The sequence below is a fragment of the Arthrobacter sp. FW305-BF8 genome, from assembly GCF_021789315.1.
Taxonomy (GTDB): Bacteria; Actinomycetota; Actinomycetes; order Actinomycetales; family Micrococcaceae; genus Arthrobacter.
Window position 1 is genome coordinate 3376061 of record NZ_CP084561.1, and the last position, 17393, is coordinate 3393453.

15 protein-coding genes are annotated in these 17393 nt (G+C 65.2%); 3 read left to right on the forward strand and 12 right to left on the reverse strand.

Annotated elements, in window-relative coordinates:
- Positions 1-39: 39 nt before the first annotated feature.
- The 4 genes from LFT45_RS15175 to ychF all read right to left on the reverse strand — a co-directional run bounded on the left by LFT45_RS15175 (position 40) and on the right by ychF (position 6080).
- Positions 40-1173, reverse strand: a complete 1134-nt coding sequence (locus tag LFT45_RS15175) for an ABC transporter permease (protein WP_442863562.1) — start codon at positions 1171-1173, stop codon at positions 40-42.
- A complete protein-coding gene (locus LFT45_RS15180) occupies positions 1170-2711 on the reverse strand; it encodes an ABC transporter permease (protein WP_236804309.1) in 1542 nt (513 codons plus the stop codon). Before LFT45_RS15180 ends, LFT45_RS15175 begins: the two co-directional genes overlap by 4 nt.
- A 178-nt stretch (positions 2712-2889) precedes the next feature.
- Positions 2890-4668 carry an ABC transporter family substrate-binding protein gene (locus LFT45_RS15185; RefSeq protein ID WP_236804311.1) on the reverse strand — a complete coding sequence of 593 codons (1779 nt, stop codon included), beginning with the start codon at positions 4666-4668 and terminating at the stop codon, positions 2890-2892.
- Positions 4669-4994: 326 nt separating this feature from the next.
- Positions 4995-6080: a redox-regulated ATPase YchF gene (ychF, locus tag LFT45_RS15190; RefSeq protein WP_111905334.1), complete on the reverse strand. Its 1086-nt coding sequence runs from the start codon at positions 6078-6080 to the stop codon at positions 4995-4997.
- Positions 6081-6170: 90 nt separating this feature from the next.
- Between ychF and LFT45_RS15195 the strand changes: the two genes are divergently transcribed.
- Positions 6171-7421 (forward strand): DNA recombination protein RmuC, encoded by a 1251-nt coding sequence (locus tag LFT45_RS15195; protein ID WP_236804313.1) that lies wholly within the window; start codon positions 6171-6173, stop codon positions 7419-7421.
- A 65-nt stretch (positions 7422-7486) separates the two neighbouring features.
- On the opposite strand, the gene LFT45_RS15200 is transcribed toward LFT45_RS15195, so the two are convergent.
- Together LFT45_RS15200 and LFT45_RS15205 are read right to left on the reverse strand one after the other, a co-directional pair.
- Complete coding sequence (locus tag LFT45_RS15200; protein WP_102973795.1) at positions 7487-8563, reverse strand: 4-hydroxy-3-methylbut-2-enyl diphosphate reductase; 1077 nt, start codon at positions 8561-8563, stop codon at positions 7487-7489.
- Positions 8564-8604: 41 nt separating this feature from the next.
- Positions 8605-9453, reverse strand: a complete 849-nt coding sequence (locus LFT45_RS15205; protein WP_236804315.1) for a hypothetical protein — start codon at positions 9451-9453, stop codon at positions 8605-8607.
- A 301-nt stretch (positions 9454-9754) separates the two neighbouring features.
- Between LFT45_RS15205 and xseA the strand changes: the two genes are divergently transcribed.
- Together xseA and LFT45_RS15215 are read left to right on the forward strand one after the other, a co-directional pair.
- Positions 9755-11056: an exodeoxyribonuclease VII large subunit gene (gene xseA / locus LFT45_RS15210; RefSeq protein WP_236804317.1), complete on the forward strand. Its 1302-nt coding sequence runs from the start codon at positions 9755-9757 to the stop codon at positions 11054-11056.
- A 78-nt stretch (positions 11057-11134) separates the two neighbouring features.
- On the forward strand, positions 11135-11410 hold the full coding sequence (locus LFT45_RS15215) for an exodeoxyribonuclease VII small subunit (protein WP_236804319.1): 276 nt from the start codon (positions 11135-11137) through the stop codon (positions 11408-11410).
- Between the two features lie 54 nt (positions 11411-11464).
- Here the strand turns inward: LFT45_RS15215 and LFT45_RS15220 are convergent, their stop codons facing one another.
- From LFT45_RS15220 to LFT45_RS15245, 6 genes are all read right to left on the reverse strand, one after another.
- Positions 11465-12319 carry a PPK2 family polyphosphate kinase gene (locus LFT45_RS15220; protein WP_236804321.1) on the reverse strand — a complete coding sequence of 285 codons (855 nt, stop codon included), beginning with the start codon at positions 12317-12319 and terminating at the stop codon, positions 11465-11467.
- 35 nt (positions 12320-12354) lie between these two features.
- Positions 12355-13575 (reverse strand): pyridoxal phosphate-dependent aminotransferase, encoded by a 1221-nt coding sequence (locus LFT45_RS15225; RefSeq protein ID WP_111905289.1) that lies wholly within the window; start codon positions 13573-13575, stop codon positions 12355-12357.
- Between the two features lie 162 nt (positions 13576-13737).
- A complete protein-coding gene (locus LFT45_RS15230) occupies positions 13738-14697 on the reverse strand; it encodes an ABC transporter substrate-binding protein (protein WP_236804323.1) in 960 nt (319 codons plus the stop codon).
- Positions 14694-15437: an ABC transporter permease gene (locus LFT45_RS15235; protein ID WP_236804325.1), complete on the reverse strand. Its 744-nt coding sequence runs from the start codon at positions 15435-15437 to the stop codon at positions 14694-14696. The genes LFT45_RS15230 and LFT45_RS15235 overlap by 4 nt, the downstream gene beginning before the upstream one ends.
- Entirely contained in the window at positions 15434-16147 is a 714-nt protein-coding gene (locus LFT45_RS15240; protein WP_236804326.1) for an ABC transporter permease, read from the reverse strand. The genes LFT45_RS15235 and LFT45_RS15240 overlap by 4 nt, the downstream gene beginning before the upstream one ends.
- Positions 16147-17235 (reverse strand): ABC transporter ATP-binding protein, encoded by a 1089-nt coding sequence (locus tag LFT45_RS15245; protein WP_272912719.1) that lies wholly within the window; start codon positions 17233-17235, stop codon positions 16147-16149. The genes LFT45_RS15240 and LFT45_RS15245 overlap by 1 nt, the downstream gene beginning before the upstream one ends.
- Positions 17236-17393: the final 158 nt, after the last annotated feature.

Below are 17393 nucleotides of genomic sequence, written 5' to 3' on the forward strand. Positions count from 1 at the left end.
GCAGCGCGCTGCACCCGCCCGCGGCGTCGCAGCAGCACGTCAGGCTCCCCTGTCCCCGCCGGCGGTCCGGCCGTCATCAGCGCTGCTGTCCAGGGCCGCCAAAGGCGTCTTCTCGGGAACGGCAGCGTCAGCGTCCTTGGCCTTCTTGGCGTTGAACTTCTTTTGCCTCGGGTCGAAGGCGTCCCGCAGGCCGTCGCCAATGAAGTTGATGCTCAGGCAGATGAGGACGATGAACAGTCCGGGGAACCAGAAAAGCCAGGGTCGGGTGGCGAAGGCTTCCTGGTTCTGCGAGATGAGCAGGCCGAGCGAGGTGTCCGGAGACTTGACGCCGACGCCGAGATAGCTGAGGGCCGTTTCGGTAAGGATCGCCGCTGACATGGTGAGGGTGACGTTGACGATCAGCACGCCCACTGCGTTGGGCAGGATGTGCTTGAAGATGATCCGGGCGTTGCTGGCCCCGGAAATCCGCGCCGCGTCCACGAACTCGCGCTCACGCAGGGTGAGGAACTCGCCGCGCATGAGCCTCGCCAGGCCCACCCAGCTGATGAGCCCCAGGAAGATGCCGAGTGCCAGGACACCGTTGCTGCTGGCGAAGGACGCAAACCAGCTGCCTTCATCCCGGCGTCCTGCCAGCTGCGCCATGACGGCGGCGAGGAGCAGTGCGGGGACAATGATGATGACGTCGGTGAGCCTCATCAGGACGGCTTCCATCCAGCCCCGGAAGTATCCGGACAGCGCCCCGACGACCACACCGACCAGGCCGGCGATGAGGCCGATGACCACCATGATGGTGATGGACTGCTGGGCGCCGCGCATGGTCATGGCGAAGAGGTCGCGCCCGATCCGGTCCTGGCCGAAGGGATGTTCCCCCCAGGCCAGGGGCCACAGCGACGCCGTGGGCGTGCCGTCGTTGACCAGCGGCGAGACGGCCTCATGGGTGTACTTCCACCAGCCCGGGATCCCGGCATACCCCACTGACGTGAAGGCCATGACGAAGATGATGGCGAAGACCACAAGGCCGACGATGGCGCCGGAATGGCCAAGAAACCTTTTGCGGACGATCTGGCCCTGGCTCAGGCCCCGGGCTTCGGAGACAGGCTCGACGCCGGCAGCTTCCTGCCGCAGGCCGGCCTCCTCCGCCATGATTTCGTCCTGCTGACTGGGCTGGCTCATGCTTTCACCCTTACTCGTGGATCCAGTGCGGAGTAGGCGAGGTCCGCGATGAGGTTGAACGCCATCGCCGTAATGGCGACGCAAATGAAGACGCCCATGACGGGGTTGGGGTCAACGTGCAGGATGCCGTCCAGGAACAGGAAACCCATGCCCCGGACGGAGAAGACCGTCTCGGTGATCACCGCGCCGCCGATCAGGCCGCCGATGTCGAATGCGACGATGGTGGCCACCGGGATCAGGGCGTTGCGGAAGGCGTGGCGCATGACGACGGTCCGTTCTGACAGGCCTTTGGCACGCGCTGTCCGGATGTAGTCCATGTTCATGATTTCCAGCATGGAGGCCCGGGTGAACCTGGTGTAGCCGGCGAGGGAGATGAGGATGAGCGCGGTGGTGGGCAGGATCAGGTGCGTGAAGGAGTCCAGGCCGAGAATCCAGAAGTCGCCTTCGATGTTCGGCGTGCCGGCGCCGATGGTGGCAATCGGCCGTCCCCGGACCCTGCTGTTGTTGAAGTAGGCGGGCCAGGCCTGCATGAAACGGTCAAGCACGATGAGGAAGCCCACCAGGAAGGACGTGATGGCCGCCGCGCGCATGGACTGGCCGCGGTCGTAGCCGCCCATGAAGTAGCCAATGGCCATGCCGATGAGAACCGCGGCAACCGCGAGCAGCACGACCATCAGGAATGTGGCCTGGTCCAGCAGGGGCTGGACCACAAAATAGAGGACCAGCCCTACGCCCACGGCAATCAGGGCGGACTGCAGCGCCTTGCGGTTCCGCAGGCCGGCGGTCAGCAGAGTCACGGCAAAGGCGATGCCCACCCCCGCGATGGCGATGACCACCGGGCCCAGGCCCGGCGTCTTGAACCACTGGGTAACCGAGAAGTAGATGAGGACCGCGGCGACAGCGGCGAAGACGATGCCGCCGGTCATTGCCTTGCGTCTGGCGTCGCCGCCAGCCACGATCACGGCCACGGCACCCAGGACGGCGCCGATGCCGAGAGAGACCGGCAGCGGAATCTCCGGGTTGCGGAGGAAGTTGTTGAAGCCGATGGCGCCGAATTCCTTGAGCAGGACGGCGACCCAGAAGATCGGCAGGGAGAAGAACAGGAAGGCCATGAAGGTCACGCCGTAATCCAGTGTGCTGTACTGCCGCAGGGCGGTGATGATGCCCAGCGTGATGCCCACAAGGATGGCCAGGACGGCGGCCCCGGTGACCAGTGTCAGGGTCTGAATGAGTGCATGGCCGAGGGCGTCAGTGATGGGCTGGCCGGCGATGTTCTTGCCGAGATTGCAGGATCCGGTGAAGGGCACCAGGCACTGGGCCGCGCCGCCAAGCCATTTGAAATACCGCACGGGCGCCGGCGTATCGAGGTCCAGCAGCGCGGACCTCGAGTCCATGAGCTGCTGCTTGTTCGGTGCGCTGCTGGCACGGAACTCTGCGAGCGGGTCGCCTGATGCGGCGGTCAGCAGATACACCAGGAAGGACGCGCCCAAAAGGATGAGTGCGGCGGTGACAAGCCGCCGGACTATGTAGGTCACCATTGTGATAGAACCTCAGGATTCGGGCCCGGGGATTGCCCGGGCCGGTCGCAGGTTTGGCGGCGCCTTACTGCTTGTGCTGCCAACACAGGCACTGCCGGGAGATGGCGCTGCAAGGCGCCGGGACCGTGGTGCATGGTCCCGGCGCCTCACCTAGCTGGTTGAACTTCGTGGCACGGGCTTACTTCTCGGCCCACTCCCAGAAGTTCCACCAGACGCCGGTCTGGTTGGGCATGAACTTCACGCCGGTGATGCGGTCGCTGTAGGCGTCAACACCAACGGACTGGAACAGCGGGAGGCCGTAGGCCGAGTCCCAGATCTTCTTGTCGATCTGCTTGGACAGATCATCCTGCTTGCTGCGGTCAGTCGTCACAATGAGTTCGTCCATGAGCTTGTCGGCTTCAGGATCGCTGAACTTGTTGAAGTTGGAACCGTTGCCGGAGCGGAAGATCTGCGGCACGCCGGAAACTCCGACGCCCGGGTTGATCCACCCGAAAATCGTGGCGTCGTAGCCGCCCTTGCCGAGGGCCTTGCCCCAGTCAGAGGCGCCAAGTCCGCCGTCGACAATCTTGAAGCCGGCCTTGGTTGCGGACTCACGGATGAGCGAGAACGCGTCCACACGGTTCGGGTTGTCCTTGTTGTACATGATGCGGACCTCAGGGGTCGCACCGTTCAGGAGCTTCTTGGCGCCGTCAACATCTGCATCCGCGTAGGCCGAGGATCCGTTGGCCTGGACGGAGGCGTCATAGGCCGGCTGCGCGGGAACGAACAGCTGCGAATCCAGGGGCTTTGCCTCGGGGTCGAGCTTCTTGATGATCTTGTCGACGATGTCCTTGCGTGGAACCGTCTTCATGAATGCCTCACGGACAGTCTTCTCGGCGAAGGGTCCCGAGTAGTTCAGGTCGATGTGGTCGTAGGAGAGCTGGTTCCCCTGCTCGACCGTGACGCCCTGGCTCTCGAGTGCTTTGAGCTGATCGAGGGTGTCGGCCGAAGCCTGCGGGGCGATGATATCGGCTTCGCCGTTCTTCAGAGCCTGGACCTGGGCCGGGGAGGAACCGATGTAGCGGACGGTGATCTCGTCCAGCTTGGCCTCGGGGCCCCAGTTGTAATCCTTGTTGCGCACCATGGTCAGGGACTGGTCCTGGTTGATGCTCTGGACCACGAACGGGCCGTTGGAGAGGAACAGGCTCGGGTCACTCGGCAGGGTCTTGGAGTCGAAGCCGGTGTTCCACATGTCGGACATGGCCTTGAGCTTGGCATCAGCGGCCTTGGGCGCCTTGGCGTCGCCGCGGGGCATGCTCTTGAGATGGTCAATGAAGGCCTGCGTGTCGGCCAGCCCGGCCTTCTTGGCCAGGACGTGGGCCGGGATGTCGATGCCCGGTCCGCCCAGTGCGATCTCCCAGTCAGCGAACGGCTTGGAGTACTTGATGGTCATGGAGCGGTTGTTGTCGCCGATTTCGGGGAAATCGGTGAGCGCCAGACCGGTGGGGTCGCCGGCGTAGGAGAAGTAGGACGTTCCCGCCTTGCCGTCGGCGTCGGCGTCGTTGTAGTAACCGGAGAAGGCTGCCCACTGCAGGAGCAGGTCAGCTGCGGTGACGGGCGTGCCGTCCGACCACTTCACACCTTCGTTGATGGTGTACTTGACGGTCAGCGGATCGTCGGACGTCTTTTCCATCTTGCCGAATTTGTCGTTGTGGACAATGTTCAGCTGGTTGTCGATGTAGTAGAACCCGGAGTGTGTGGCGTAGCTGACCTTCGAGTTGATGTCAGTGTTGCCGTCGGCCGTGTTGGGGTTGAAGGTGTTGAACGCGTTGACCTCAACTACAGTGGCTGTTCCCCCCTGCTTGCCGGCCGCATTACTGGACGGGGTTGTCCCGCCATTGGTGCTCGCGCAGGCGCTGAGCGCCAGTGCAGCCGCGGCTGCAACGCCTACTGCTTTGGAAATACGACTGAATCGCATTCCGCCTCCTATGTTTCTGTGAGTGTGGAAAGGACCTTCGCTGTGGGCGCCGGCCAGACCCGCTACATCCCCCCAGTGAGATGTGGCGAGTCTCACATGACAAGTAGCCTAGACCCGAACCCGCCACCTGCGGTCCGAAAGTTGTCCCTCAGTAAAGGTTGTTACCGAGATGCAACCAAGCTGTTGCCGTGCGAAAAGTTCGCGCCCTTTTTCCTTGACGCCGTGTTGCACGGAGGGTAGGGGAGCCAATCACAGAAAAAGCCCCGGTCAAAAGGACCGGGGCTTTTTGCCGTTAATACTCAATCACTGAGTTGCTCAGCGCATACTCACACGTTGAAGCGGAACTCCACCACATCGCCGTCGGACATGACGTATTCCTTGCCCTCAATGCGGACCTTGCCGCGCGACTTGGCCTCCGCCATGGAACCGGCGTCGATGAGGTCCTCGAAGGAGACAACCTCTGCCTTGATGAAGCCGCGCTGGAAGTCCGAGTGGATGACGCCGGCTGCCTGCGGGGCGGTGTCGCCCTGGTGGATGGTCCAGGCGCGCGCCTCCTTGGGCCCCGCCGTGAGGTAGGTCTGCAGCCCCAGCGTGTGGAACCCGACGCGGGCCAACTGGTCCAGCCCGGATTCGTCCTGCCCGTTCATTTCGAGCATTTCACGCGCCTCGGCCTCGTCCAGTTCCACGAGGTCGGACTCGAGCTTGGCGTCCAGGAAGATGCAGTCGGCCGGCGCAACCATCGCGCGCAGCTCGGCCTGCTTCTCCTCGCTGCCGAGAATTCCTTCGTCCGCGTTGAAGACATAGATGAAGGGCTTGGCCGTCAGAAGGCTGAGCTCCTTGAGGTGCTCCATCTCGAGCTTGTCGCTCGTGACTGAGGAGTAGATGGTGTCACCGCGCTCCAGAACTGCCTGCGCGGCCTTGATGGCAGCGAGTTCCGCGGCCTCGCGCTTCTTGATCTTGACCTCTTTTTCGATCCGGGGAATGGCCTTCTCGATGGTCTGCAGATCGGCGAGGATCAGCTCGGTGTTGATGGTTTCCATGTCGGAGCGGGGGTCCACCTTGCCGTCGACGTGGATGACGTCGGGGTCGTCGAAGACGCGCACCACCTCGGCGATGGCTTCCGCTTCACGGATGTTGGCGAGGAACTGGTTGCCCAGGCCTTCCCCTTCGGAGGCGCCCTTGACGATGCCGGCGATGTCGACGAAGGAGACGGCCGCGGGCAGTACGCGCTGCGAGCCGAAGATCCCGGCCAGCTGCTGGAGCCTGGGGTCGGGCAGGTTCACGACGCCGACATTGGGTTCGATGGTGGCGAACGGGTAGTTCGCGGCCAGGACCTGGTTGCGGGTCAGTGCGTTGAAAAGAGTTGATTTGCCGACGTTGGGCAGGCCGACGATGCCAATAGTAAGAGCCACGGACATTGATTCTACCTGTTCGGCCCCCGCACCCCGTGCCGGGCTGTTGCCTTTCCAATAAATGTCACAGCCCCGTGCCACAGTGAAGGCATGGAACCTTTTGCAGTCATTCTGGCCCTTTTGATGCTGTTGCTGGGCGCCGTGTCCGGCGCTGGCGCGGTATACGTGGTGTTGCGTCGGCGGGGCGCCGCCGTGGAAGCGGATTTCGACGGCGTTTCGGCGCGGCTTTCGGAAGTCAGCGCCCAGTTTGCTGCCGCGGATGCCGAGCGGAGGCTCCTGTCGGCCCAGAACCGGGAGCTGGGCATGTCGCGTGAGCAGGATGGGAGCGTACTGCGGGCCTTGGCGCCGGTGGCTGAAAAGCTGACGGCGGTGCAGCAGCAGGTAGCCCTGCTGGAACGGGACCGGCTCGAACAGTACGGGCAGCTGGCCCAGCAGCTGCAGGAAGCCCGCCTCACGGACGAGCAGCTGATGCGCTCCACGCATGCCCTTGAGTCGGCGCTCCGGTCGAACAGCGCGCGCGGCCAGTGGGGGGAAGTGCAGCTGCGCCGTGTTGTGGAGGCGGCCGGCATGATGCGGCATGTTGATTTCCATGAGCAGCAGCACGGCACGTCAGGCGCCGAGGCCGCCGTCCGTCCGGACCTTGTGGTCCAGCTGCCGGGCGACAAGCAGCTCGTTGTCGACGCTAAGGTCCCCCTGTCCGCCTACCTTGAGGCGCAGGAGCTGGGGCAGTCGGCCGGCGACAAGCCCGGGCTTAGCCAGGCGGCATTGCAAAACCTCATGGCGGCACACGCCAAGGCGCTGAAGTCCCACGTGGACGCCCTCAGCACCAAGAAGTACTGGGACATTTCGGGGAATTCGCCAGAGCTGGTGATCTGTTTCGTCCCGGCCGAATCCATCCTCGCGGCCGCTCTCTCCGCCGATCCCGCGCTCCTGGATCACGCCCTCTCCAGGAATGTGGTGCTTGCGTCCCCCGGCACGCTGCTCGCGGTGCTCAAATCCGTAGCGTTCACGTGGCGCCAGGACGTTCTAACGGACAGTGCGCGGGAGCTCTTCGAACTTGCCCGGCAGCTGTACGAGCGGATGGGCACGCTCGGGGACAACGTCGGCAAGCTCGGGTCCTCGCTGAAAAGCTCCGTGGACCGCTACAACGCGTTGGTCGGCACGCTGGAGGCACGCGTACTACCCACGGCGCGGAAACTGAACGCCCTGGACACCAGCGGACTGGTCACGCCGCCGGCTGTGCAGGTCACGCCGCGGTCCCTCGCAGCCCCTGAGCTGCAGGGCACGGAACCGGGGGCCGCCGAGCTGCGGGCGGCCGTGAAGGAAGAGGACGCCGCTTAAAGCGCCGAAACCCAACGACGCCGGAACTCAACGTGAGTTCCGGCGTCGTGCGTTATCCGCGGCTGCTAGCGCGAGCGGCGTCCGCCGAGGGCGCGGGATACGTCCCCCGCCTCCTTGAGCGTGGCGCGGAGCTCCTTCGGCAGGGAGAAGAGCAGGTCCTCCTCCGCAGTCACAATTTCCTCGACAGCGTCGTAGCCGTAGTCGGCCAGGAGCCGGAGCACGTCCTTGACCAGGACCTCCGGAACGGACGCGCCCGAGGTGACGCCCACCGTGGCAACACCCTCGAACCAGGACTCGTCCACCTCGTTGGCGAAGTCAACCCGGTACGACGCCTTGGCGCCGTACTCCAGCGCCACCTCGACGAGTCGCACCGAGTTGGAGGAGTTGGCCGAACCAACCACGATTACCAGATCGGCCTGGGGCGCGATCTTCTTGATGGCCACCTGGCGGTTGGTCGTGGCGTAGCAAATGTCGTCGCTGGGCGGGTCCTGGAGCGTGGGGAACCGGTCCTTGAGCAGCCGGACGGTCTCCATGGTCTCGTCCACGCTGAGCGTGGTCTGCGAAAGCCAGATGACCTTTTCGGGATCCCGTACCGTCACCTTGTCCACCTCATGGGGGCCGTTGATGATCTGGATGTGTTCGGGAGCTTCGCCGGCCGTTCCTTCAACCTCTTCGTGGCCGTCGTGGCCGATCAGGAGGATGTCGAAGTCGTCCTTGGCGAAGCGGACGGCTTCCTTGTGGACCTTGGTCACGAGGGGGCAGGTGGCATCGATGGTTCGCAGTCCGCGGTCCTCTGCGGACTGGACCACGGCCGGGGACACGCCGTGGGCCGAGAAGATGACCAGGGCGCCCTCGGGCACTTCGTCAGTTTCGTCCACGAAGATGGCGCCCTGCTCCTCAAGGGAGCTGACCACGTGCACGTTATGGACAATCTGTTTCCGGACGTAAACGGGCGGTCCGTAGTGCTGCAGGGCCTTTTCGACGGCGATGACCGCGCGGTCCACGCCCGCGCAGTATCCGCGGGGAGCCGCCAGCAGAACCCTCTTCGGGCCCGGGACCGGTGCCGCCGCGAGCACTTCCTCCGGCGAACGCCGCCGGCGCGGGACGGTTGGCATCGAAAGGGAAACTGCAGAGGAAGTCATTGCTCCATGCTACCGGTTGGGCTGCAGGCATCCGGGCATGCTCATCGTCCGCGGGCAGGACCGCCGACCAGCCTGAGCAGCAGGCCTGCCGCCACCAGTGCCGCACCGGCGATCGCCGCCGCCAGCGTCCAGGACGCAAACCCGGCGGCGGAAGCCGCAACGAACTCCCGCTTGAACAGGTCTGCCATTTCGTTTCCGCTCGCGGTGCCCGTCACGGCGTCGGAGGCCCAGCGGGACGCCAGCGTCCACAGTCCGGAAAGCGCCAGTGCGCCCACTCCAATGCCGGCCAGGACTTTCCACCGCCGGCGGGCAGTCACGAGCGCCAGGAGGAACGCCACGCCGGCACCGACGGCCAGGCTGTATCCCAGCGGAGAGTATGCCGAAACCCGTTCAATGAGCTGGCGCTGGTTCGTCTGGCCGATGCTCACCAGGGTCTGGCCCGGGGCTTCCAGCTGAACACCAACCTGGCTGGAAATCTGCTTGGCCGCGAGGGCGACGAGCGGGGCCACGTCCAGGGTCAGCGAGGTGCTCGAATCAGCTTCGGGGGGAAGGGACGCCGGATCGGCGAAGTTGAGCCGGTGGCTCTTTCGCAGCGTCTCTTCCCAGGCCGCCGGATACTCGGGCAAGCCGGTGAGGGAGGTTGCCGCCTTCTCCAGCACCGGCCGGATCAGTTCCGCCGCCTGCGCCGGGATGCTTCCGCCGGTATCGATGCTGTTAACGGCGGCGGTCGCCAGGCGCTTCTGGAAATCCGGATCCTTGCCCAGCGGTGCCGCCAGGGCTACGAAGCCATCTTCCTGCACGATGTTGCGGTCCACCCAGATGGCCGGAACGGCGGCGGCGGAGAGGAGAAGACCAAGGATGACGGCCAAGGCCGCAAGAAATGAGCGCAAGGGGTTCCTAGCTGGTCGGGTTTCTCGGCTGGTCGGGTGCCTGGCTGGTCAGCAGGCCACTGCAATCCTAGGCGCGCCGTCCCGCTATCGGAAAAGTAGGGCGGTCAAAGGTGCCAGCGACCAAAATGCCGGCCACCCAGTCTGCCGGGTCTTCAGCGGTCCCGGCAAATGCCCCGAAACCAACAATGTCCGAGGCCGGTGATACAGCTATGGATAGAGTTGATTAACCCACCGCGCACGCACCACCACAGGCAAAGGACCGCGACCATGCAACTGGCATTCGCCGCCACCGGGGCTGCACATGGCTGAAAACGCCACCGTCCCTGTACCCGGCACCGCCCCTGCAGCCGGCACCCCCGCTGCGTCCGGCCCCAGCACGGTGCCGGCCACCGCCGCCGACACGAGCCCGGACAACCCCTGGCCGCTGCAGTTGCTCTCCCAGAAGCTCAAGGTCCACATCGAGCGGGCGCCGGCAGCGTGGGTTGAAGGTCAGGTCATCGAACTCAACCGGCGCGGCGGCAATGCGTTCCTCACCCTCCGGGATGTGGACGCGGAGATCTCCCTGCCTGCTTCCATCTGGTCCAAACTGCTCGACCGGCAGGAGACGCCGCTTGAGCGCGGAAGCCGGGTGGTGGCCCTGCTCAAGCCCGAGTTCTGGCTGAAGACCGGGCGCCTGAACATGTCCGTGAAGGATATCCGCCCCGTTGGACTGGGCGATCTCCTCGCACGGATTGAACGGCTCCGCCATGCCCTGGCCGCTGAAGGCCTGTTCGCCGAGTCCCGGAAGAAGCGCCTGCCCCTGCTCCCCCACCGGATCGGGCTCATCACCGGCCGCGATTCCGATGCGAAGAAGGACGTTCTGCGCAACGCTGCCCTGCGCTGGCCGGCAGTCGAATTCGAGATCCGCGAGGTCGCAGTGCAGGGCAACACCGCCGTATCCCAGATGATCAAGGCGCTTCGCGAACTTGATGCCCGTCCCGAGGTGGACGTGATCGTCATCGCCCGCGGCGGCGGCGCGCTGGAGGACCTGCTGCCGTTCAGCAGCGAGGAACTCATCCGCGCCGTGGCGGCCGCGGTGACTCCGGTGGTCAGCGCAATCGGGCACGAAGCGGACCGGCCCATCCTGGACGACGTCGCCGACCTCCGGGCCTCCACGCCCACGGATGCAGCTAAGCGCATCGTGCCGGAAGTCTCGGAGGAACTTGCCCGGGTCCGGCAGGCTGAAGCCCAGCTTCGCCGCTCCGTGACGCTTCTGGTTGCCAGGGAAACGGACCGCCTGGCGGCCATCCGTTCCCGTCCGGTCCTAGCAGCCCCGGACAGCATGATCACGGCGCGCGCGGACGATGTGGAACGGCTGGCCCGCCGGTCCACGGCGGCCATCAGTGCAGCCGTGACGAGGGCTTCCGACCAGCTGGTCCACCTCCAGGCGCAGGTCCGGGCATTGTCACCGCAGCAGACCCTGGACCGCGGCTACGCCGTAGTGCAGCTTTCCGGGCCTGCCGGGGCAGTTGTCCGCCAGCCGTCCCAGGCCCCAGCGGGAACACCACTCGCGGTCAGGGTGGCCGGCGGGCGGTTCGGTGCGGAATCCACGGGCGCCCCATAGGCCGGACGCATACGGACCAGCACCTCAAATGACGCCAGCACCGAATGACAGCACCACCTACACGACAGGCCAGTGACCATGACAGATCCGACCATCAACACAGACCAGCCCCACAGCACGGAACAAAATACCGCAGCCCAGCCCGGCCCCGCACTCCCTCCGGAGATCGATGCCCTCAGCTATGAGGAAGCACGGGAACAGCTGGTTGCCGTGGTTTCCAAGCTCGAGGCCGGCGGGACCAGCCTTGAGGATTCCCTGGCGCTGTGGGAGCGGGGCGAGGCCCTGGCCCGGCGCTGCGAGGACTGGCTGGAGGGCGCCAGGAAGAGGCTCGCCGCTGCCCGCAAGGACAGCTGACCGCCAGCTGGGATCGATCCGGAGGTTAAGCGGCCTGACGACCGCCCGGCCGGGTCAGGACCGCTCGACGAGTCGGCGCTCGGCCTCAACGTCGAACTCAGCCTTGGGCCACTCCAGTTCGAGCTCGCCGAGCCCCTCCAGCAACAGTTGCTGCACTGCGATGCGCGCGTACCATTTCTTGCTGGCAGGCACCACATACCAGGGCGCCTGTTCGGTGTTGGTGGCGTCGAAGGCAGCCTGGTAAGCGGCCATGTAGTCGTCCCAGAAAGCGCGCTGCTTCAGGTCCTCGGTGTTGTACTTCCAGTGCTTGGCGGGGTTGTCCAGCCGGGCCAGCAGCCGTTCCTTCTGCTCCTCATTGCTGATGTGCAGCATGACTTTGATGACTTTCGTGCCCACGGCCGCCTGCCTGGCCTCGAACTCGTTGATCGCCCGGTAACGGCGTTCCAGCTCCTTGGGGTCGGCCCAGCGGTGTACCCGGTGGATCAGGACGTCCTCGTAGTGGGACCTGTCGAAAACCCCCAGCATGCCGGCGGCCGGGACCTCGCGTTCGATGCGCCACAGAAAGTCGTAGGCCTTTTCCTCGGGCGTGGGGGCCTTGAAGGACTTGAACTGGACACCCTGCGGATCCATGGCGCCCAGCACGTGCTTCACGATTCCGCCTTTGCCGGCAGTATCCATTCCCTGCAGGATCAGCAGGACGCGCTTGGTGCCGCCGAACTTGGACTCGGCAAACAGCCTCTCCTGAAGATCCGTGAGTTTGTCATCGAGTTCCTCAAGGAGCAGCTCGCCGTCGGCCTTGTTCCCCGGATAGCCCAAGGTGGCATCAGGGTCAACGTCGGCCAGCTGGAATCCCTTGCCGACCTTCAGGGTCTCGGAGGGGAGCTTCGTGAATTCCACAATGCCGGCCATCGGGTCCTCTTTCCACGGTTGAGTGTGGGTAAAGGCTAGTTCCCCTGATACCTGCTGAGGAAGTCTCCCATCCGGCCAATTGCTTCCTCGATGTCCTTCACGTTCGGCAGGGTCACCATCCGGAAGTGGTCGGGCCGGACCCAGTTGAACGCCCGGCCGTGGGAGACCAGGATCTTCTGTTCCTTGAGCAGGTCCAGCACAAACTTTTCGTCGTCCCGGATGCTGTAGACCTCCGGGTCCAGCTTGGGGAACAGGTACAGGGCGCCCCGTGCCTGCTGGGTGCTGACGCCGGGGATCGCGTTGAGCATGTCGTACGCCTTGTTGCGCTGTTCCAGCAGCCGGCCGCCGGGCAGGATGAGGTCGTTGATGCTCTGGTACCCGCCCAGGGCAGTCTGGATGGCATGCTGGGCCGGAACGTTGGCGCAGAGCCGCATGTTGGCCAGCAGGTTGATGCCTTCGAGGTAGTCCGCGGCCTCCTTCTTGGGCCCGGAGATGGCCATCCATCCTGCCCGGTAGCCGCAGACGCGGTAGGCCTTGGACAGTCCGCTGAAGGTCAGGCACAGCACGTCGTCGCCCGTGAGCCCGGCCATGTTTACGTGCACGGCGTCCTCGTAGAGGATCTTTTCGTAGATCTCATCGGCAAAGATGACCAGCCCGTGCTTTTCAGCCAGGGCAACAATCTTGCGCAGCGTGCTTTCCGGGTACACGGCGCCGGTGGGGTTGTTCGGGTTGATGACCACGATGCCCTTTGTCCGGGGCGTAATTTTGGCCTCGAGGTCCTCCAGGTCAGGCTGCCAGCCGGACTCCTCGTCGCAGAGGTAGTGCACCGGACGGCCGCCGGCCAGCGCCACCGAGGCGGTCCACAGCGGGTAGTCCGGGGTGGGGATCAGGATCTCGTCGCCCTCTTCGAGCAGGGCCATCAGTGACATGGTGATGAGTTCGCTGACGCCGTTGCCGAGGTAGATGTCGTCCACGTGGATGCTCTGGATGCCGCGTGTCTGGTAGTACTGCGAGACGGCGGTGCGGGCGGAGAAGATGCCGCGTGAATCGCTGTATCCCTGGGCGTGGGGCAGGTGGCGGATCATGTCCACCAGGATCGCGTCCGGCGCTTCAAACCCGAAGGGTGCGGGGTTGCCGATGTTCAGTTTGAGGATGCGGTGACCCTCTGCCTCCATCTGCTGGGCGGCCTGAAGAATCGGTCCACGGATGTCGTAAAGGACATTATGAAGCTTGGTGGACTGCTTGAATTCTGCCATTCATCAAATATGCCACAAGCGGGATGTACTTCCGGGGAGACGTGCCTCACACGGTGTTGACCGGACTGCGCCGCCATCCGCCCCCCACATAACGCCGACGGCGGCTGCCGGTCCCCGCGGAACCGGCAGCCGCCGTCGTACTTTCCTAGTGAGCCACCGGGCCTACTTGACGATGCCCTTGTCCTTGAGCCACGCAGCGGCCGCGTCCTTGGCGTTCTGCTTCTGGCTTCCGCTCACCGCACGGTTGAGGTTGATCAGGTCCTCAGTGGTGAGGGTTTTGGAGACATTGTTGAGCGCCTCCTTGGCTTTGTCCGTCACCTTGGCGTCGTTGTAGAGCGGCAGCACCTGCTGGGCCTTGAAGTTGTTCTTCGGGTCCTCCAGCACAACGAGGTCGTTGTCGGCGATGGACGGCGTGGTGGTGAAGATGTCGGCCACCTGGACCTCATCGCTCAGGAGTGCCTGCAGGGTCAGGTTGCCGCCGCCGTCGCTAAAGGGCTTCAGCGCCTTGAGTTCGCAGCCGTAATTCTTCTTGAGCCCCGGGAAGCCGTAGGACCGGGTTTCAAACGTGGCCGGCGCGGCCATGGTCAGGTCCTTGCAGACCTTGGCCAGGTCCTCGATCGACTTCAGCTGATACTTTTCGGCGGTGGCCTTGGTGACCACCATGGCGTCCTTGTCCTCGGCCTTGGACGGCTCCAGCACGGCGAGTCCCTTCGGCAGCTTGCCGGGCAAAGCCTTGACGATGTCCTCCGGGGTGACCTCGGCGGCCTGCGCGTCGACGTGGGACAGGAGGTTGCCGGAGTAATCGGGAACCACATCCACCGATCCGTCCTGGACGGCCTTGAAGTAGATCTCCCGCGAGCCGATGTTGGGCTTGGTGGTGGCGGTGACTCCGGCCGCGGTCAGGGCACCGGCGTAGATCTCGGCGATGATCTGGCTCTCCGGGAAGTCCGCGGAGCCGACGACGAGGGAACCGCCGGAGGTGGCGCCCCCGGTAGCACTCGTGGAGGGGGACGACAGCGGATTGCCGCTGCTGCAGGCGGACAGGGCGAGGGCGACGCCGACACCGGCGGCGAGGCCGCCCAGGCCACGGCGGGTAAGAGTCGTGCGGACGGGGTGCTTCATGCGGTGCCTCCTTGAACAGCGGCGGCCGCGGGCGCGGCAGCCGAGAGATCGGTGGCGGCCTTGCGGCCACCGCTGGAACGTGCGGAAAGTCCCGGTGAAACGACCAGCCGCTGCACGGCGGCCAGGACAAGGTCGACGACGATCGCCAGTGCCGCTATGAGGAGCGAACCTGCCAGCATCCGCGGGAAGTCCTGGAGCACCAGCCCGTCGAACAGGTAGCGTCCCAGGCCGCCGAGCGGAAGGTAGGCCACCACCGACACAGTGGCGATCACCTGCAGCACGGCGGTGCGGATGCCGCCGAACATCACCAGTAGCCCGTTGGGAACCTCCACGCCGAACAGGACCTGCAGCTCTTTCATGCCCATGGCTCGGGCGGCGTCCACCACGTTTGAATCCACGCTGGAAATGCCGGCGTAGGTGCCGGCCAGCAGCGGCGGCACCGTAAGGATGACCAGGGCCCACACCGGCGGCATGAGGCCGCTGCCGGCGACGAGGGCGAACAGCACCAGGAGCCCGAGCGTTGGCAGCGCGCGGAGGGCGCCGGCCACGGCCACGGCCACGACGCGGCCCCTGCCGGTGTGGCCGATGTAGAGGCCCACCGGGACGGCGATGGCGGCGGCGATGATCAGGACCAGGAAGCTGTACTGCAGGTGTTCGAGCAGGCGGACGGGTATCCCGCCCGGACCGGACCAATGCAAGGGATCGGCGAGCCAGGCGAACGTTTCGGTGAAGATGTTCATGAGCCCGCCCCAGCGTGGACTTTGGCATCGGCAATGAACTCAGCGCCGGACCGGGCGTGCGCGTCCGTCTTTACGGAGCCGGCCCTGGTCCACGGCGTGAGGACGCGTTCCAGGATTACCAGCAGCGCGTCCATCACCACTGCCAGCAGCAGGATGGCGATGATGCCCACCACCACTTCGGTGACGAAGTTCCGCTGCAGTCCGTCCGTGAACAGCATCCCGAGGTTTCCCACGCCCAGCAGGGCGGCGACGCTCACCAGCGAAATGTTGCTCACCGACACCACGCGGAGGCCTGCGAACATCACGGGCAGGGACAGCGGCAGGTCGATCTGCAGGAACCGGGCGGCCGGCTTGTAGCCCATGGCCACAGCCGCCTGCCGGAGGTCGTCATCGACGGAATCGAAGGCGTCCATGGCAGCCCGCACCAGCAGCGCCACGGCGTAGATGGTCAGGGCGACGATGACGTTCAGCGGGTCGAGGATCCGCGTCCCCAGCAGCGGCGGGAGAATGATGAAAAGCGCCAGGGACGGGATGGTGTAGAGCAGGGAGCTCACGGTGGCCACGAGCTGCCGCAGCGCGCTGTGCCGCCTCGAGAACTGTGCCAGCGGGATGGAAATCAGCAGGCCCAGGACCATCGGAACCAGGGCCAGGACCAGGTGCTGGCCGGCCCGTTCAAAGACCATGGGGCTGTTCGCCAGGAACCACTCCATCAGAGGGCGCCCTGCCGGACCTGGCGTGCGGACTCGATGACGGCCAGAACCTCCGCGCCCTTGACGACGCCGGCAACCTTGCCGTCGCCGTCGACCGCCACGCCGAGCCCCGAGGGCGAGGACAGCGCCGCGTCCAGGGCCCGCCGGAGGGTGTCGCCCGGCCGGAACAGGGAGCCTCCGGGGATGAGCTGGGAGTCGAGGCCGGGGCCTTCCCAGCCCAGCGGGCGCTGCTGGTCATCCACCACCAGGCGCCAGTCGTCTGCGTTGGCCCTGGCATCCCCGCCCCGGGTGACCGTGTCAACGGGGTGGACCGCGACGCCGTCGGCCGTGGTGAAGGCGAGGTGGCGGAACCCTCGGTCCCTGCCCACAAAGGAAGCCACGAACTCGTTGGCCGGTGCCCGCAGGATCTCCTCGGGCGTGGCGTACTGCGCCAGCTTGCCGCCGACGGCGAAGACTGCCACCTTGTCCCCCAGCACGGTGGCCTCATCGATGTCGTGGGTGACAAAGACGATGGTCTTGGCCAGGTCCCGCTGCAGGCGCAGGAGTTCCTGCTGGAGTTCGTCACGGACCACGGGATCCACGGCGCTGAAGGGCTCGTCCATCAGCAGGACGGGCGGGTCGGCAGCGAGCGCCCGGGCCACGCCAACGCGCTGCTGCTGGCCGCCCGAAAGCTGCGACGGGTAGCGCTTGCCCAGCGAGGGGGCCAGCCCCACGACGTCGAGCAGTTCTTCCGCGCGTTTGCGGGCGTCGGCTTTTGGCACGCCGTTAAGCCGGGGCACGGTGGCGATGTTGTCCACGACGGAGCGGTGCGGCATCAGGCCTGAGGACTGCATGACGTAACCCATGGATCGCCGGAGTTCGGCCGCCGGCACGGAGGTGACGTCGCGCCCGCCGACCGTGATGGTCCCGGACGTGGGCTCCACCATCCTGTTGATCATGCGCAGGGAGGTGGTCTTGCCGCAGCCTGATGGTCCGACGAACACCGTGATGGAGCCACGGTCAATGGACATGCTCAGCTGGTCCACGGCCGGTTGCCCGCTCTGGTACTGCTTGGTGACGCTCTGGAACTCGATCATGGCTTCGGCCATACCCGGCTTACCTAACTGTTGGGCGGCAACATCGGACGGTAAAGCGAATTGATCATAAGCACGCTGTTTTTGGCTGTAAAGCGCACCTTTACCCAGCGTAACCAGCGCCCGAAGCAAAACCGCCGCAGGCACGGATACCGTAATCATTCGGAGATAAA

What these genes read in the sequence shown, in the direction of transcription:
- LFT45_RS15235 (WP_236804325.1), bottom strand. Translation starts at nt 15,437, where the DNA reads ATGAACATCTTCACCGAAACGTTCGCCTGGCTCGCCGATCCCTTGCAT.
- LFT45_RS15240 (WP_236804326.1), bottom strand. Translation starts at nt 16,147, where the DNA reads ATGGAGTGGTTCCTGGCGAACAGCCCCATGGTCTTTGAACGGGCCGGC.
- LFT45_RS15230 (WP_236804323.1), bottom strand. Translation starts at nt 14,697, where the DNA reads ATGAAGCACCCCGTCCGCACGACTCTTACCCGCCGTGGCCTGGGCGGC.
- LFT45_RS15180 (WP_236804309.1), bottom strand. Translation starts at nt 2,711, where the DNA reads ATGGTGACCTACATAGTCCGGCGGCTTGTCACCGCCGCACTCATCCTT.
- LFT45_RS15195 (WP_236804313.1), top strand. Translation starts at nt 6,171, where the DNA reads ATGGAACCTTTTGCAGTCATTCTGGCCCTTTTGATGCTGTTGCTGGGC.
- LFT45_RS15200 (WP_102973795.1), bottom strand. Translation starts at nt 8,563, where the DNA reads ATGACTTCCTCTGCAGTTTCCCTTTCGATGCCAACCGTCCCGCGCCGG.
- LFT45_RS15245 (WP_272912719.1), bottom strand. Translation starts at nt 17,235, where the DNA reads ATGGCCGAAGCCATGATCGAGTTCCAGAGCGTCACCAAGCAGTACCAG.
- LFT45_RS15220 (WP_236804321.1), bottom strand. Translation starts at nt 12,319, where the DNA reads ATGGCCGGCATTGTGGAATTCACGAAGCTCCCCTCCGAGACCCTGAAG.
- LFT45_RS15175 (WP_442863562.1), bottom strand. Translation starts at nt 1,173, where the DNA reads ATGAGCCAGCCCAGTCAGCAGGACGAAATCATGGCGGAGGAGGCCGGC.
- LFT45_RS15225 (WP_111905289.1), bottom strand. Translation starts at nt 13,575, where the DNA reads ATGGCAGAATTCAAGCAGTCCACCAAGCTTCATAATGTCCTTTACGAC.
- LFT45_RS15215 (WP_236804319.1), top strand. Translation starts at nt 11,135, where the DNA reads ATGACAGATCCGACCATCAACACAGACCAGCCCCACAGCACGGAACAA.
- xseA (WP_236804317.1), top strand. Translation starts at nt 9,755, where the DNA reads ATGGCTGAAAACGCCACCGTCCCTGTACCCGGCACCGCCCCTGCAGCC.
- LFT45_RS15185 (WP_236804311.1), bottom strand. Translation starts at nt 4,668, where the DNA reads ATGCGATTCAGTCGTATTTCCAAAGCAGTAGGCGTTGCAGCCGCGGCT.